The following is a 15262-nucleotide window of genomic DNA, read 5'->3' as shown; positions in this document are numbered from 1 at the left end:
AAAAATAGATGAAGAACGACCTATGAAAAAGATTTTTTACTTGTTTTTGTTGATGATGAATTTGACTGTTTTTGGACAGAATTATCCTACAATTCATCCATTGACTGGAGGTTTTACATTTATTGGAGAAAAATTAGATAATAACCCTCAAGTTTTTAGTGTTTCTACACCAACGGGAGCTGGTTGTAGTGTTAATTTCTCAGATAATTATAAGTTTTATTCATTTAAAGCAAACTTTGATATGGCTTTTGCATTTGATTTAGTTGCAACAAAACCTGATTTTCGTTTTGTTGTTTGGAAGTTAGCTGCAGGACGATTACCAACCGCAATTTTTGAAAATGGTGGAACAATTAAGGCTAATAGATCTGTTCAAGGATCCACTAATATAAAAGGTTTAAGAGAAGGCTTAACTAATATATGTGAATCAAACTTTACATCAAGTGCTACTGGTTATGCAAAAGCTTTTGAAGGAGGAGAGATTTTAAAAAATGGTGAAACAATAGTTATTGTTGTTTACGGATCGTCGAATACTGATCCTTTTGATATCAAAATAAATGTTGCTGAAGAAAGAACTATTATGAGATTCAATACAAATTGTTTTAATATTCCATATACATATCAAGAAATTTATGATGAAATACGCTCAAATTCTGGGTTAGATAATATTACAATTTATTCAGATAATACTTTTAGTACAGTTGTAAATTCAGGAACAACTTTTTCTAATGCAACTACGTTGTATGCACAAGTAAAGGATGCTTCTGGTAATCTAAAATATATTTATACAATTCCGTTAAGTTTTATTCCTCAACATCAGTTTAATTTTAATTCATCAGCTATTCAGGTTTTTGAATGTACAAATACCTATGTTTTAAAGGAGATTAAGCTTTTAAATTTACTTTTTCCAGTAGGAACAAATCTTTCTAATTATAGAATAAAAACTATAAATGGGACTCTATTTACAGAAAATGGTGTAATTAATTTAAATGCAGGAGAAGTTGCTAATCTTAAAATTGTGGTTTCTTATAATGGAAGTTGTCCAGTTGATTCTGAAGAAAAAATAATTAAATTAATACAAGGAACACCAATATTAACAGGAACCATTTCTGATGCTACATGTAGTTCAAGTTATCAAATCAATTTTGATCAAATCTATTCTAAAATTCCTTTTTCAAGAAATGATTATGATTTGATTGTAACTTTGAATGGAGCGAATATTGGTAATGGAACTATGACTCCAATCACTTCAAATTTGAATTATCAAGTTAAAGTAAAGCCAAGAAATGGGGGTTGTATAAGTAATCCAATTAATTTTGAGGTTACTAAAACTTCTGAGGCTACGATACAAAATGCTTCAATTAATAATATTTGTTTAGCAGATTTTTCACAAGCTCATGTAAGTGATGCAATTACGGAAATTCAGAATGGAAAATCATATATACTAAAGTATTTTCAAGCTGATGGAATTACTCAAGTAACAGATTTATTTACCTATATAAAAACAAATAAAGGAGGAAAAATTATCGTAAAAGCTTTAGCCACAGATAATGGAAATGCAATTTGTGATACAGCAAAGGAGTTAAATTTTGATCTAAGAGAACCAATGTTCAATAATAGTAATGTGACGTTGCAAACACTAAATTCTACTTGTACTGATATTGGATCAGGATATAATTTCTCAAAAAGTGAAATAGAAAATCATCTTAAAACGCAGCTTGGACGTACAGATTTAGAGTTTCAAGGTATTTCAGACATACATTTAAATGATAATCAAGATGAATTAATTTCTTTTCGAGTAAAACCAATTGGAGAAATGTGTTGGTCGGAAGATTTAAAATTGAAACTTCAAGTAGTTACAAAACCAGATGTACAAAATCCAAGTAAAGAATTGACAGCAGACTGTAACAATTTGATAACGATTAACGATCAGGTTTTAAGTGAGTTGTTTGGAGCGAATACGATTAATTTATTTCCAATAGAGATAATGCACGACAACTCTACACCATTAACTTTTGATGCAAGTGGAAAAGCTCAAATAAAAGTACTTTTTAAGAATATACATGATAATAGATGTGTTACAGAGAAAACAATTATCGTTAATAAAAAAACAAGTTTAAGCGTTGTTCCACCAGCACTTAATAGTTATATTTCTAGTCATTCTATTGTTTATTGTGAAGGAGGAGACTCATATGCAATAAACGAAATAGACACTATTTTAAAATACATTAAGGACAATTATTCACTTACTTCTTTAAAAGATAAAGATCAAATTTTTAGAGAGTTTACTCCAAATAAAAGTTTTGTAGATATTGAGTTGGTAGATCCAAATTATTGTGGTTCGGTTACTGTAAAATTGTATTATCAAAAAAATAGTTTACCGGCTATTGTAGTTCCGTCGAAAGAATTAATTTGTACAGATAAACTGTACGAATTAGATTTTACAAAACAAGCTAATTACGCAAATTATAATTATGTAGTAGAAAAAGAAGATGGATCAAAAGTTGCTGGAGTTGACGTTTTTAATCTTATTGCGGGAACATATAAAATTACAATTGAAGATAAGACTTCGAAATGTTCTGTTGTAAAAACTTTAGTTGTCGATAATTATCCAAAACCAACCATTACAAAAATTCAAATCAATGAAAAAAGTATTATCGTTTCGGCAAAAGGAAATGGAGTATTAAAATATGCTTTGTTTGATGAAAATGACAACGTCTTAATTCCATATCAAACATCAAATGAGTTAATAATTCCTGATAATTTCACGAATTTCAAAGTTAGAGTAAGTTCTGATGATTGTGCAATCTCAGAACCTCGTATTGTTACTTATTTATCTTTACCAAATGTTGTTACACCAAATGGCGATGGTATAAATGATGTTTGGAAACCAAAAGGAATTGGAGATACAACAGAATCGTACCGTTTGATAATTTTTGACCGTTATGGTAAACAAATTTACTATAAAGAAGGGGTTAATATTATTGAATGGAATGGAATGCACAACGGAAAACCAGTTGCAGAAAATACATATTGGTATGTTTTAACGCCAATAAATGAATCAAATGTATTGCAAGTTCAGTATTCTGGTAGTATATTAGTAAAACGCAAAACCAATTAGTTGATTGAAACACTTTTATGAAAAAAATATCTCTTATTATACTTGCCGTATTTTCGTTATCGAAAGTAGAAGCACAACAAGGATTACCATTCTATAATCACTATTTGGTAAGCGATAGAATGTTAATTAATCCTTCGTATGCAGGACAAGACCCCAACGTAATTTCTGTAACAGGAACGCACCGTAATCAATGGGACGATTTGCCTGATAGCCCAAGTACGCAAACAGTAAGTGCGCACGGAATTGTTTATGATCGATTAGCTATCGGAGCACAGTTTTTTAATGATCGAAATGGCGCAATTAAAATGACAGGTTTCGGAATTAATGCAGCTTATCATATTCCGTTAGAGGATAGAACCTACGATTCTGAAGAAGCATCAGTTTTCTCTTTTGGAGCAGGAGCATCTAATGTTTCGCAACGATTTGATTATTCTAAAATTATAGCAGGAGAACCAGGTGATCCTGTGTTGAATGGGGATGATAAATACTCTACATTTTTTGCCAATTTAGGATTATCGTTTAAATATGCAGGATTTTTTGGTGGAGTTTCGGTTTTAGATATTCCACTTTCTCAAAACGAATATTACATCAATAATATTGAGCCTTTGCCAACCTGGTATTATTTTAATTTTGGTTATAAATGGAATGTAGCGGAAGGAATTGCATTAGAACCATCTTTGGTTTATAATATGAATTCGAGTTCAGAGCGTCATTTAGATATCAATTTGATGTCGCATATTGGTTTTGGTGATAATGGACAAGGTGTTGGTATTGGAGTAGGCTACAAGCAAGGAATGGATTCTAAGAATAGTAATCCGTTGTTTATTTCTCCAATTTTAAAACTGAAAGTTGGCGCTTTAAAAGCGGGTGTTTCTTACGATATTGGTTTGTCAGATTATCAAGTTGATGGACGCAAAAACGGAATGTTATTTAGTTTAGGTTTTGATTTACAAAATCCTTGGGGAGAACGTTTTGAGTAATGAAAAGAATTTTATTTCTATTTTTCTTACCTATTATTTCATTTGGTCAATTATCTTTGAAGAATCAAAGATTGATTAAATCTTTATTACTTGAAGAGAATGCTGAATCTCCTCACATTGGTGTTGGAGGAAATAAAAGTAAAGTTTACACAAAATTTGAAAAAGTAAAAGATAAATTGTCAAATGATGATTTGTTTTATTTAGCAAAAAATTCTAACGATGTCCTAAGAATCTATTCAAGTGAAGAACTAGTTTACAGAGATGATAATCGAATTGTGGAATTATATAAACATTATAAAGATTATCCGATGGTAGTGTCTTACACATTGGGGAGTGTGATGCAACCTAATGATTTGGCTCAACTAATTTTTGATACTTTTGAAAATATTATCAAAATAGATAAAAGTGTAACAGAATTATTAAGTGAAGTTGATACAACTAAAATAAATAAAGGAAGTCCAATGGAAGATTGGTTGATTAAGCAAAAAGAAATAAAAAAGTTGTTTAATGGAAATTTTAATTCAAATTTCGAAAAGATTAAAAAGATAAAAGAAAATCATAAAGATTATCCAGTCAAGAAATAACAAAAAAAAACTTCCAATTCGGAAGGTTTTCTTGTTATTGTATAGGTTGTTCTAAATTATTCATCACAACATCTCTTTTATAGATAAAATATGGTTGTAGGCTTTCGCGTGTTACAATTTTTTGTCCTCGCTGCGAACCTGCAAATCTCGAATATCCTGCTCCAATTCCGAAACCAACTTCGTTTTTCAGAATATAAATTAAACGATAAAAAGGGTAAATTCCGTTTCTCATATTTGGTATTGTAGGTGCAATTTCTTTTCCTTTATCATCAACTACATTCAATATTTTGACATGTTTTAAATACTCAGCAATCTTAGGATTTCCTTTATCACTCAAAATATTCAAACCAATAATTCCAATTGCATTTTTATCTTGTTGCATATAGTTGATAACCTTTTCAGCATCACCCATTGCAGTTACTTTCGAATCTTTCGGTACAGTTAATTTAAGTCTTTCATTTACTGTATTGTAATTTGCCGAATTGGGATGATCGTAAACAAAATTAATTTTCGGATTCTGTTGGTATAAATTTGCTTTAATATCTTTTATACTTACCGAAGTAGCAGGATTATCAACTGAAGTGATAAAAACAGTTGCGTCCAATGCAATTGCAGACGAAACATATTTGATTTTTGTTTTTTCAAATAAATGCTCTTGTTGTGCTTTTGTAAGTGGTTTACTTACCATTAATAATGGAATTTTACCTTCATAAAAATCCTTGATTGCTTTTTCCTCGATTTCTTCGTTTACAGTAATTTTTACATCAGGATAATCAACCATGTACATATCTGCAAAAGATTGAGCCAAATTTTTAAAACTTGGATCAACCGTCATTGTTAATTCTCCATATTCGTGCAAAGCACGTTTCACAGCCGTTTTGTTGGCTTGTTTCTCTAATTCAGTTTTAGCCTCTTTGTCTTTACAATTAACAGACGAAAGTGCAATGAAACTTGCTAAAGCAATTAAACTAATTTTTTTGATCATTTTTATAAGCTTTTATAGCACGAAAAACTCGAAATGCGCCGTAAACAATAAATAAAATACCTAATAACATAGCTTTTGTATCATCTAACTTGATGATAAAAAACTTATATATCCAAGTAAAAATTCCGATTAAAAAATAACCGAAACCAATCAATCCGTATGCAATACTCTTATTCATAATTCGCGACGAAGTTACAATTTTATTGATTGAGGTGATGCTTAAAATTAAAATTTGTGTGATGTTTAAGATTTTTTTTCACAAAGAAACCATCACACACAATGAATTTTGTATGCAATGGTTTCAGAAAGAAAAGTGTATTATTTATTCAGCTGTCTGAAATTTTACTGGAATCGAGAAAAGTAAATTTGCATCTGTACCATCTTGACCTTTTGCAGGTGTAATTTTTTTACCTTTTCGCGCAATTTGTTTGTTAATACGCTCTAAAGCAGATTTGGCCTCTTTTCCTAAATCTTGATTACTACCATTCAATGATTTTACTTGCGAAATTTCTCCGTTTTTATTAATCACGAATTGCATTTTTGCAACAGCAGAACTTATGTTGTTTCGAGAAGCAGTTTCAGCAAAATCGCTCAATTCGCTTCCTAACTCTTTAGAGATTTTATCACTCATACATTTTGTTAAAGCTTCATTTCCTTTTTTGCTTTCGCTTTCGCAGCCAGGATATATCGCCATAACAGATGCTTGTCTTGAGTTAATTGTTGCATTAGGATTAACAACAGGTTTCTTCTCTTCTTTAGATCCTTCTGGGATATCAGTGTTTGGACCACCAAATTTATCCCCTTCTTCGCTCACTTTTCCACCACCAGTTTGTCCAGTAGAAGCAATTCCGTCTCTATTTTCTGTTCCAAGATCTTTTTTCTCCAATTCTTGAACAGATTGTACTGTTTCTTCTTTTTTAGGATTATCTGTAGGCGTTGGAATAATGTGCTTCGCTTGATCTGTATTCAATTGTATTACTTTTTTCTCCATCGGAGGTTCTTCTTTTGGAGGAACAACAACTTCTTTTTCCTCAATTTTTGTAGGAGTAAGATCATCTAATATGACTACTACACCATCATCTCCTTTTGATAAATCAAGGTTTGTTAGTTTGTAGTTTGCATACAAAGTTCCACTTGTAATTAAAGCTACAATACCAATCCCTACAAAAAGAGATCTCATTAAATCATGATCAGCAATTTGTCTTAGCTGATATGCGCCGTATTCTTTGTTTCGGTTTTCGAAAAGAATGTCTAAAAATGCTTTGTTTTTCATGTCAATTTATATTTAAGGTTAATACTGTTCTTTCTTTATAGATTCATCTTTTTGCAAAAAGGTTGGTTGAGGTTTGAAAAATTTTAAAAAAAAGTTTAATTTTATTGAAAAGTCAGTTTTTTAGGCTGTTTTAATTAAAAATTTTTATGAGAAAATTTTATGTTTTAATATTAATTCTTCTTGGAATTTTAAGTTTTGCGCAAACTCAATCTTCAGATTTTGTTCAAGTTAATGGTGTTTATCTTGATACAGATGGTTTTCCTATGACAGATTACGAAGTAAAAGTATTTGATTCTAAGATTTCTACTATTACAGATAATGAGGGTAAGTTTAGTTTAAATGTTCCAAAGGAAATAAAGCATAGGGTTTATTTGGAATATGTAGATTTTAATAAAGTAAGGTATATTAAAAAAGTAGATGACTTTGATAAAGTTATGATGCTGAAAATGTATGATAATCCGAGTGTTAAGAAGTATTATGTAAGTACATCAGATGGTCCGATAAGTTTTAATTTCAAAAAAGAAACATTAATAAAAAAGTTAGGTCAAACAATTTCTTGGCCATTCAGACAAATAGGAAAAATATTTTAAATAAAACAAAAACGAGAAGCTTTAGGCTTCTCGTTTTGTTTACAAAATTTAATTGTTTGATTTGAAATTATATCGAAATGTGATTCCGTAAGTTCTAGGGTCTGCAACAATGCCGGCATATTGTCCATAACTTCCTGGTGCAGCTAATAATTGTTCATAATAATCTTTGTTTGTCAAATTTCTACTCCATACGAAGACTGAAATTCCGTTAGTTGCTCTAAATCCAATTCGTGCATTTAGTAACGTATAACCCTCTATGTTTAGATACTTTGAAGGAGAAGAGCTTGATGAAAATTCGGAGCGATGAAATGTATCAACACCTAAGAAATATGAGCCTTCTAATCCAATCAATTTTCCTTTTTGTGTTGCTTCAGCACCTAAAGACCATGACCATTTCGAAACACCTGGTAAAACACCTCCTGAAACATCTTTAAAAGCTTGAGCTCCTCCAACTTCTTCTAATGGAACTGGTGCGTTAGTAAATTTTACATATTTTGCATCTGTGTAGGCTAAGGCTCCTGTTATTTTTAAAAATTTCTGAATCGAAATGTTTCCGTCTAGTTCAATTCCTCTTACTCTTACTTTTTCTGCATTAGCCAAATATCCTCTATTTACACCAGGTTCTGGCGTTTGTACAAGTGTTTGATAATCTTTTATATCTGATTGATAAATAGTCACATTTAATAAAGTATTTTTTGTAGGATTTGATTTGAAACCAATCTCAGTATGATGAACTGCTTCTGGCCTCACTTTTGCTAAATCTGTCAATACTTTTCCTTTGTCAGTTGGTAGTCCTCCAACATTTACACCAATTGGTTTATAGCTTATCGAATATGTTGCATAGGCATTCCAACGTGGATTGAATTTATATTGAAGTGATAACTGACCCGACCAATTTCCTTCATCTGCATCAACGTCAAAAGTTTGATTTGTATAAACACCATTTTTTAGAGCAATCAATGCAGGATCTGTCGTTTGTAAACCTCCATAAGTTTGACGATCATAATGCGCTACTTTTTTATCATAATTGTATCGAATCCCTGGTAATACGTGGAATTTATCAGTAACACTCCAATCGATTTGAGTATATGCAGCTAAACTTGTACTTTTTATACCATAAGTAGTTTTAATACCAAAATTATCAAACAAACCAGGAGTTTTCCAAAGTGGACTTGTTGTATTTTGCTGGAAACGCCATAGGGCAGAGCCAGCTTCTTCTGTATGAACTGGATCTGTTGATAAATCTTGCCATAATCCGTAAAGACCTACAACACCACTAATGTTATCACTAATTTTACCTGAATATCTAAATTCTTGTGACCATTGATCATGTATAGAATTACCAGAAGATATTGTATAGACAGGAATACCTAAGTAATCACGATCATTTAAAGGTACCCATTTCCAGTGACGCCAAGCAGAAGTTGAGGTTAACGTTCCGTTTCCAATTTTGATGTCTGCATTTAAGGCAATTCCTCCCAATTTATTATCAGCTTTTGATTGTGTGTCCAAATCTATTTTACGATCAAATGCACTTTTGTAAGGAATTTCGTACCCTAAATCTTTGATAATGGCATCAAATTGACGATAATCTGCTCGTTGAGTTTTTACAACACCTGCAACTGCCCAACCATATCCATCAGGTTTCTGTGCTGAATAATCTCCTGATAAAACGAATTTTAAATTTTTTGTTGGTGTAAATAATAATTGACCTCTGAATCCTAAATTATTAATATCATTTATTTTTCTATTCGTATAGACGTTAAATAAATTTCCGTCTCGTTGAGTACCAGAAAAAGAAACGCGTGCGGCTAAATTTTTAGCAACCGGTCCTGTAATAGACGTTTTAGCTTGTATAAAGCCCAAATTTCCATAACTTACTTCTACATTAGCCTCTGGTTTAAATAGGGGTAAACGAGAAGTGATATTAAAAGCTCCTGCAGTTGTGTTTTTACCAAATAATGTTCCTTGTGGACCACGTAAAACTTCAATTTGTTCAATATCAATAAAATCTAGCCAAGTTGCAGCAGGTCTTGCAATGTAAACTCCATCCAAGTAAAATCCAACACCGGGATCTATTCCGTCATTCGTTAAACCATAAGTAGAACCAAGTCCGCGAATATTGAGCGTTGTATTTCGAGCATTTGATGTATAAAGTTGTACTGTTGGAATAATTTCTTTCAGACGATTTACATTAAAAGCGCCAGCGTCTTCCATTGTCGTTCCTCGAATGGTAGAAACAGGGATTGGGACTTCTTGCATTCTTTCTTTGCGTCGACGAGAAGTAACCAATATTTGATCTAAATTTTCGGTTGGTGTTGTTAATTCAATTATGCTGTTTGTTGATTCTACAATTGTATGTTTAGCCTCGTATCCAGACAAAAAAACTGATAAATTAACGGGTAGTTTCTGTCCTGTGATAAATTTAAAATTTCCATTGTAATCTGTTTGTACCTGATGAGTTACACCGTCTAAACGGACAGTAGCTCCAGCCAAAGGTTCTTTAGAGACCGCATCGATAATTGTCCCAGTAATCGAATCGTTGATGATAGGTTTTGGAGTAATTTCTTGGGCATTGGTGTATTGATTGCTTAAGGTTAGTGCACACAAAAGCAAACTAATTCGAAAAATAGTTTTTCTCATATAGATATTTTTTTTAGTTGAATGAATAGAAACAATAAATGTTTCTAATTGAATGAATAAAGGATAAATATCCTCTTGTAAGATGAAAGTGAGATTAGCAATGCATTCGCATTCGGAAATGTAGTTCCTCTACGATTTGTATTACTGTCGTTATCCATTGGTTGTTAATTGTTTGGTAGTCTTTCATTTTTAACTTTTTAAAGTTACTTTAGTTTGATGTTAAAATATATAATCTATTAACTCTATCGTTTTAATAGACTTTGCAAATATAAAAACATATTTTGATTAGTCTAATAAATTTTAAAAAAATATACATTTTACATGAGTGTAAAATGTAAGTTATTGATTTTTAATATTATAAATTTTAATTAATTTTAGTTTCTTTGCCTGATTAAACTTACCTTTGTTCACTTAATTTTTATACAATGCCAAGAATACTTACAGGAGTTCAAGCAACTGGAACTCCACACTTAGGAAATATTTTAGGAGCAATTTCTCCCGCAATCGAATTAACGGAGAAAGAAGGAAATGACTCATTCATTTTTATTGCTGATTTACATGCTTTAACGCAAATCAAAGATGCGGAAGTGTTAAAACAAAATACGTACGAAGTGGCTGCAACTTGGCTGGCATTAGGTTTAGATCCTTCGAAAGTAGTTTTTTACCGTCAATCTGATGTAACTGAAACAACAGAATTAACATGGTATTTATTGAACTTTTTCCCTTTTCAACGTCTTACTTTAGCGCATTCTTTCAAGGATAAAGCAGATTATTTAGCAGATGTAAATGCAGGATTATTTACGTATCCAATTTTGATGGCTGCGGATATTTTATTGTATGATGCTGAAGTTGTGCCTGTAGGGAAAGATCAATTGCAACATTTAGAAATTACACGTAGTGTTGCCGAAAAATTCAATCACCAAATGGGAGAAACTTTTGTTTTACCACAAGCTGCGATTGACGAAAATATTATGTTGATTCCAGGAACTGATGGAAACAAAATGTCTAAATCAAGAAATAATTTCATCAATATTTTCTTACCAGAAAAACAATTGCGCAAGCAAGTAATGTCGATTGAAACGGATTCAACACCGTTAGAAGATCCAAAAAATCCAGATACAGACAATGTTTTTGCTTTATACAAATTGTTAGCATCGCCAGAAGAAGTAGAGGAAATGCGTCAAAATTATTTGAAAGGAGGTTACGGATATGGTCATGCAAAACAAGCTTTATACGAAGTGATTTTAGAGAAATACGCTGATGCTCGTGTTAAGTTTGATGAGTTGATGAATGACAAAGATATTTTGGATGCATTTTTAGAAAATGGAGCTTTAAAGGCGAGAGATGTTGCACAAAAAGTATTGAAACGTACACGAAACAAATTGGGACTGAAGTAATTTGATCAAATTGTAAGTTGGCGATAAATAATATAACTTAAGCGATTGTTAATATTTATATCGTTCATTATTTGAAGTTATTTTAAATAAGTATCTTTGCAATATAAAATTAGAATCAAATGATTAAGGTTTCAGAATCAGCAAAAAATAAAATAAATTCACTTTTACAAGAAGAAGGAACTTCTATCGAAGAATCTTTTGTTCGCGTAGGAGTTACGAGTGGAGGATGTTCAGGTTTAAACTATAATTTAGAGTTTACGAAAGAACAAGGTGCAGATGACAAATTGTTTGACGACAATGGCGTAAGAATTTTGGTTGACAAAAAATCATTCTTATACCTTGTTGGAATGACATTAGAATATTCAGGAGGATTGAATGGAAAAGGTTTTGTATTCAATAATCCTAATGCATCGCGCACGTGTGGTTGTGGAGAAAGTTTTGCAATATAATATGAAAAAAGTAGCTTTATTTATTGCTTTTTTGATTGGTTTTGTTGCTTTTGGACAAAATACAATTGTTGAAAAAGATTTAATGATTTTTCAACCAACCGAATCTTCAAAAAAGTTGAATAAAGCTTATTCAGAACATATGTTTTTCGGTTTGTTTAATGTAAAACCTTTTATAAAAGCGTTGGATTTAGATGAATCAAAAATCAAAACAATCACCATTACCAATGCATCAAACAAAAAAGTTGCGTACAAAGCAAACTATGATGCGACAGGAAATCTTCTTGATTTTGAATTGACAGATGAGGTTGCAACACCAACTAAAGTAAGTTATACGTACAAAGATGGTGTAATTTCTGCCGAAACAATTGCAAGAAAAGGAAGTGAAGCAAAAACAAATCAATTCTTTTACGACCAAGAAAATATGTATGTCAAAAATGGAAATAAACTTTTTGATATCATTTGGTTAGAAGGAGATGTGATGTTGAAGAAAACCTATATGGAGCAGAAAATTGGTTTTGAGGATCGATTAATGCACGATTGTAGAATTACAAAATCATTAGGTCAAGACATCAACAAGATTTGTTATAGTAGTTCGACATTTAAGGTACCATTTAAAATAAAAGAATATACGCCAGATGTTGCGCCAAAAACAGAGAAAATTAATTTGAAAGAAGGACCTTGGTCAGAAATTAAGTTAATTGCTCAAAATAAATATCAGATTTCGAAAAATAATCAACCACAGTTTGAAGTGGTTTTAGATCAAAATCAACGATTAAAAGAATTCAAATTTTTAGGAAATAAAGCTGATAAACAGCAATCTTTACAGTTTAATTTTACCTATACATTTTATAAATAATAAGATGAGTAACACAAAATATACAGAAGACGATCTACGTGAAGATCTTGCTAGCCAAAAGCAATATGAGTTTGGTTGGACGACTGAAATGGAATATGAAGAATTCCCAGTTGGATTGAATGAAGATATCGTGCGTGCTATTTCAGCCAAAAAAGAGGAACCTGAGTGGATGACGGAATGGCGTTTGGAAGCTTACCGTGCTTGGGTTAAAATGGAAGAACCAGAATGGGCAAACGTAACTTACGAAAAGCCAGATTTTGATGCAATTACATATTATGCAGCTCCAAAACCTAAAAAAGAATTAGCAAGTTTAGACGAAGTTGATCCTGAATTATTAAAAACTTTCGAGAAATTAGGAATCTCTTTAGACGAACAAAAACGTTTGTCTGGAGTTGCAATTGATGTGGTTTTTGATTCGGTTTCAGTAAAAACAACTTTCCGCGAAACTTTAGCAGAAAAAGGAATTATTTTCATGTCAATTTCGGAAGCAATTAAAGAGCATCCAGAATTGGTTAAAAAATACATTGGTAAAGTAGTTCCGCCAACAGATAACTTTTATGCAGCTTTAAACTCGGCAGTTTTCTCGGACGGATCATTCTGTTATATTCCAAAAGGTGTTCGTTGTCCAATGGAATTATCAACTTATTTCCGTATCAACTCAGCAGGAACAGGACAGTTTGAACGTACATTGTTAATTGCGGATGAAGGTTCTTATGTTTCGTATTTAGAAGGTTGTACAGCGCCAATGCGTGATGAAAACCAATTACACGCTGCTGTGGTTGAGTTAATCATTATGGATGATGCTGAGATCAAATATTCTACAGTACAGAACTGGTATCCAGGAGATGATAAAGGTAAAGGTGGAGTTTTCAACTTTGTAACAAAACGTGCAGTTTGTGAGAAAAATGCAAAAGTATCGTGGACGCAAGTTGAAACAGGTTCTGCTGTTACATGGAAATATCCTTCTTGTATCTTAAAAGGAGATAATTCGGTAGGAGAGTTTTACTCAATTGCGGTAACAAATAATTATCAACAAGCGGATACAGGAACAAAAATGATTCACATCGGTAAGAATACGAAATCGACAATTATTTCGAAAGGTATTTCTGCAGGTAAATCTCAAAACTCTTACCGTGGTTTAGTGAAAGTGATGAAAAATGCCGAAGGAGCACGTAATTTCTCACAATGTGATTCATTGTTGATGGGTAATGAGTGTGGTGCGCATACTTTCCCTTACATCGAGATTGAAAATAAATCGGCTCAATTAGAGCACGAAGCAACAACTTCTAAAATTGGTGAAGATCAATTGTTCTATTGTAATCAACGTGGTATCGATACAGAAAAAGCGATTGCATTAATCGTAAATGGATTTAGCCGCGAAGTATTAGACAAATTACCAATGGAGTTTGCTGTCGAAGCGAAAAAACTATTAGAAATCTCATTAGAAGGTTCTGTAGGATAGTTTTTAGAAACTAAAATTGAGAAGTTAGAAATTAACAATAATAAATAGATAACATAGTTGGAGGATTCTATAATCTAACATCTAAAATTTAAGATAAAAATGTTATTAAATATAAAAGACTTACACGCTCGTATCGAAGAGCGCGAAATTTTAAAAGGTTTAAACCTTCAAATTAATCCAGGTGAAGTTCACGCGATTATGGGACCTAATGGTGCTGGGAAATCAACTTTATCTAACGTTATTACAGGTAAAGAAGAATATGAAGTAACGGATGGTGATATCGAGTTTGATAATGAATCAATCTTAGAATTAGCACCAGAAGAAAGAGCACAAAAAGGAATTTTTATGTCTTTCCAATATCCAATCGAAATTCCTGGAGTTTCTGTAACAAACTTCATCAAAACTTCTATCAACGAAACGCGTAAAGCGCAAGGTTTAGAAGAAATGGGAGCTTCAGAAATGTTGAAAGAAATTCGTGCGAAAGCTGAATTATTAGGGATCAAAAAAGATTTCTTATCTCGTTCTCTTAACGAAGGTTTCTCTGGAGGTGAGAAAAAACGTAACGAAATTTTCCAAATGTTAATGTTAAACCCAAAATTAGCGATCTTAGATGAAACGGATTCTGGTTTAGATATTGATGCTTTACGTATTGTTGCGGACGGTGTAAACGAATTCAAAAATGAAAACAATGGAGTGTTAGTAATTACTCACTACCAACGTTTATTAGACTATATCGTTCCTGATTTTGTACATGTTTTAGCAGATGGGAAAATCATTAAATCTGGTGGTAAAGAATTAGCTTTAGAATTAGAAGCAAAAGGTTACGACTGGGTAAAAGAAGAAGCAGGAATCTAAACATTTTGTAAAATGTAAAATGTATTAAGTCCAAAGTACTTTTTACTTCTTACATAATACATTAATACAA

13 protein-coding genes are annotated in these 15262 nt (G+C 31.8%); 9 read left to right on the top strand and 4 right to left on the bottom strand.

What is annotated here, in order from left to right; all coding sequences use genetic code 11:
- Window positions 1-22: 22 nt before the first annotated feature.
- Genes QHG34_RS05025 through QHG34_RS05015 form a run of 3 tightly spaced genes read left to right on the top strand, consistent with a single transcriptional unit; the run spans window position 23 to window position 4682 of the window.
- Window positions 23-3118 (top strand): T9SS type B sorting domain-containing protein, encoded by a 3096-nt coding sequence (locus QHG34_RS05025; RefSeq protein ID WP_282629104.1) that lies wholly within the window; start codon window positions 23-25, stop codon window positions 3116-3118.
- A gap of 17 nt (window positions 3119-3135) precedes the next feature.
- Complete coding sequence (locus QHG34_RS05020) at window positions 3136-4098, top strand: PorP/SprF family type IX secretion system membrane protein (RefSeq protein ID WP_282629102.1); 963 nt, start codon at window positions 3136-3138, stop codon at window positions 4096-4098.
- Window positions 4098-4682: a hypothetical protein gene (locus QHG34_RS05015; RefSeq protein WP_282629101.1), complete on the top strand. Its 585-nt coding sequence runs from the start codon at window positions 4098-4100 to the stop codon at window positions 4680-4682. Before QHG34_RS05020 ends, QHG34_RS05015 begins: the two co-directional genes overlap by 1 nt.
- A 34-nt stretch (window positions 4683-4716) precedes the next feature.
- On the opposite strand, the gene QHG34_RS05010 is transcribed toward QHG34_RS05015, so the two are convergent.
- The 3 genes from QHG34_RS05010 to QHG34_RS05000 form a co-directional block, all read right to left on the bottom strand.
- Complete coding sequence (locus QHG34_RS05010; RefSeq protein ID WP_282629100.1) at window positions 4717-5667, bottom strand: PstS family phosphate ABC transporter substrate-binding protein; 951 nt, start codon at window positions 5665-5667, stop codon at window positions 4717-4719.
- Window positions 5651-5845: a C4-dicarboxylate ABC transporter gene (locus QHG34_RS05005; RefSeq protein ID WP_282629099.1), complete on the bottom strand. Its 195-nt coding sequence runs from the start codon at window positions 5843-5845 to the stop codon at window positions 5651-5653. Before QHG34_RS05005 ends, QHG34_RS05010 begins: the two co-directional genes overlap by 17 nt.
- Before the next feature lie 144 nt (window positions 5846-5989).
- Window positions 5990-6940: an energy transducer TonB gene (locus QHG34_RS05000; RefSeq protein ID WP_282629098.1), complete on the bottom strand. Its 951-nt coding sequence runs from the start codon at window positions 6938-6940 to the stop codon at window positions 5990-5992.
- A gap of 146 nt (window positions 6941-7086) precedes the next feature.
- Between QHG34_RS05000 and QHG34_RS04995 the strand changes: the two genes are divergently transcribed.
- Window positions 7087-7530, top strand: coding sequence for a hypothetical protein (locus QHG34_RS04995; protein ID WP_282629097.1), 444 nt, complete (start codon window positions 7087-7089; stop codon window positions 7528-7530).
- 48 nt (window positions 7531-7578) lie between these two features.
- Here the strand turns inward: QHG34_RS04995 and QHG34_RS04990 are convergent, their stop codons facing one another.
- Window positions 7579-10173: a TonB-dependent receptor gene (locus QHG34_RS04990; protein WP_282629096.1), complete on the bottom strand. Its 2595-nt coding sequence runs from the start codon at window positions 10171-10173 to the stop codon at window positions 7579-7581.
- Window positions 10174-10598: 425 nt separating this feature from the next.
- On the opposite strand from QHG34_RS04990, the gene trpS reads away from it, so the two are divergent.
- The 5 genes from trpS (at window position 10599) to sufC (ending at window position 15192) form a co-directional block, all read left to right on the top strand.
- Window positions 10599-11570 (top strand): tryptophan--tRNA ligase, encoded by a 972-nt coding sequence (trpS, locus tag QHG34_RS04985; RefSeq protein WP_282629095.1) that lies wholly within the window; start codon window positions 10599-10601, stop codon window positions 11568-11570.
- 119 nt (window positions 11571-11689) lie between these two features.
- Window positions 11690-12019 carry a HesB/IscA family protein gene (locus QHG34_RS04980; protein WP_282629094.1) on the top strand — a complete coding sequence of 110 codons (330 nt, stop codon included), beginning with the start codon at window positions 11690-11692 and terminating at the stop codon, window positions 12017-12019.
- Between the two features lies 1 nt (window position 12020).
- Entirely contained in the window at window positions 12021-12875 is an 855-nt protein-coding gene (locus QHG34_RS04975; RefSeq protein WP_282629092.1) for a hypothetical protein, read from the top strand.
- 4 nt (window positions 12876-12879) lie between these two features.
- Entirely contained in the window at window positions 12880-14337 is a 1458-nt protein-coding gene (sufB, locus tag QHG34_RS04970) for a Fe-S cluster assembly protein SufB (RefSeq protein WP_282629091.1), read from the top strand.
- 99 nt (window positions 14338-14436) lie between these two features.
- Window positions 14437-15192, top strand: coding sequence for a Fe-S cluster assembly ATPase SufC (sufC, locus tag QHG34_RS04965; RefSeq protein ID WP_038333580.1), 756 nt, complete (start codon window positions 14437-14439; stop codon window positions 15190-15192).
- The last annotated feature ends 70 nt before the right edge of the window (window positions 15193-15262 follow it).

Origin of the sequence: Empedobacter sedimenti, assembly GCF_030005555.1 — a bacterium.
GTDB classification, from domain to species: Bacteria; Bacteroidota; Bacteroidia; order Flavobacteriales; family Weeksellaceae; genus Empedobacter; species Empedobacter sedimenti.
Note: the sequence above shows the minus strand (reverse complement) of the source record. Positions and strands in the feature narration are given on the sequence as shown.

What these genes read in the sequence shown, in the direction of transcription:
- QHG34_RS05025 (WP_282629104.1), top strand. Translation starts at nt 23, where the DNA reads ATGAAAAAGATTTTTTACTTGTTTTTGTTGATGATGAATTTGACTGTT.
- QHG34_RS05020 (WP_282629102.1), top strand. Translation starts at nt 3,136, where the DNA reads ATGAAAAAAATATCTCTTATTATACTTGCCGTATTTTCGTTATCGAAA.
- QHG34_RS05015 (WP_282629101.1), top strand. Translation starts at nt 4,098, where the DNA reads ATGAAAAGAATTTTATTTCTATTTTTCTTACCTATTATTTCATTTGGT.
- QHG34_RS05010 (WP_282629100.1), bottom strand. Translation starts at nt 5,667, where the DNA reads ATGATCAAAAAAATTAGTTTAATTGCTTTAGCAAGTTTCATTGCACTT.
- QHG34_RS05005 (WP_282629099.1), bottom strand. Translation starts at nt 5,845, where the DNA reads ATGAATAAGAGTATTGCATACGGATTGATTGGTTTCGGTTATTTTTTA.
- QHG34_RS05000 (WP_282629098.1), bottom strand. Translation starts at nt 6,940, where the DNA reads ATGAAAAACAAAGCATTTTTAGACATTCTTTTCGAAAACCGAAACAAA.
- QHG34_RS04995 (WP_282629097.1), top strand. Translation starts at nt 7,087, where the DNA reads ATGAGAAAATTTTATGTTTTAATATTAATTCTTCTTGGAATTTTAAGT.
- QHG34_RS04990 (WP_282629096.1), bottom strand. Translation starts at nt 10,173, where the DNA reads ATGAGAAAAACTATTTTTCGAATTAGTTTGCTTTTGTGTGCACTAACC.
- trpS (WP_282629095.1), top strand. Translation starts at nt 10,599, where the DNA reads ATGCCAAGAATACTTACAGGAGTTCAAGCAACTGGAACTCCACACTTA.
- QHG34_RS04980 (WP_282629094.1), top strand. Translation starts at nt 11,690, where the DNA reads ATGATTAAGGTTTCAGAATCAGCAAAAAATAAAATAAATTCACTTTTA.
- QHG34_RS04975 (WP_282629092.1), top strand. Translation starts at nt 12,021, where the DNA reads ATGAAAAAAGTAGCTTTATTTATTGCTTTTTTGATTGGTTTTGTTGCT.
- sufB (WP_282629091.1), top strand. Translation starts at nt 12,880, where the DNA reads ATGAGTAACACAAAATATACAGAAGACGATCTACGTGAAGATCTTGCT.
- sufC (WP_038333580.1), top strand. Translation starts at nt 14,437, where the DNA reads ATGTTATTAAATATAAAAGACTTACACGCTCGTATCGAAGAGCGCGAA.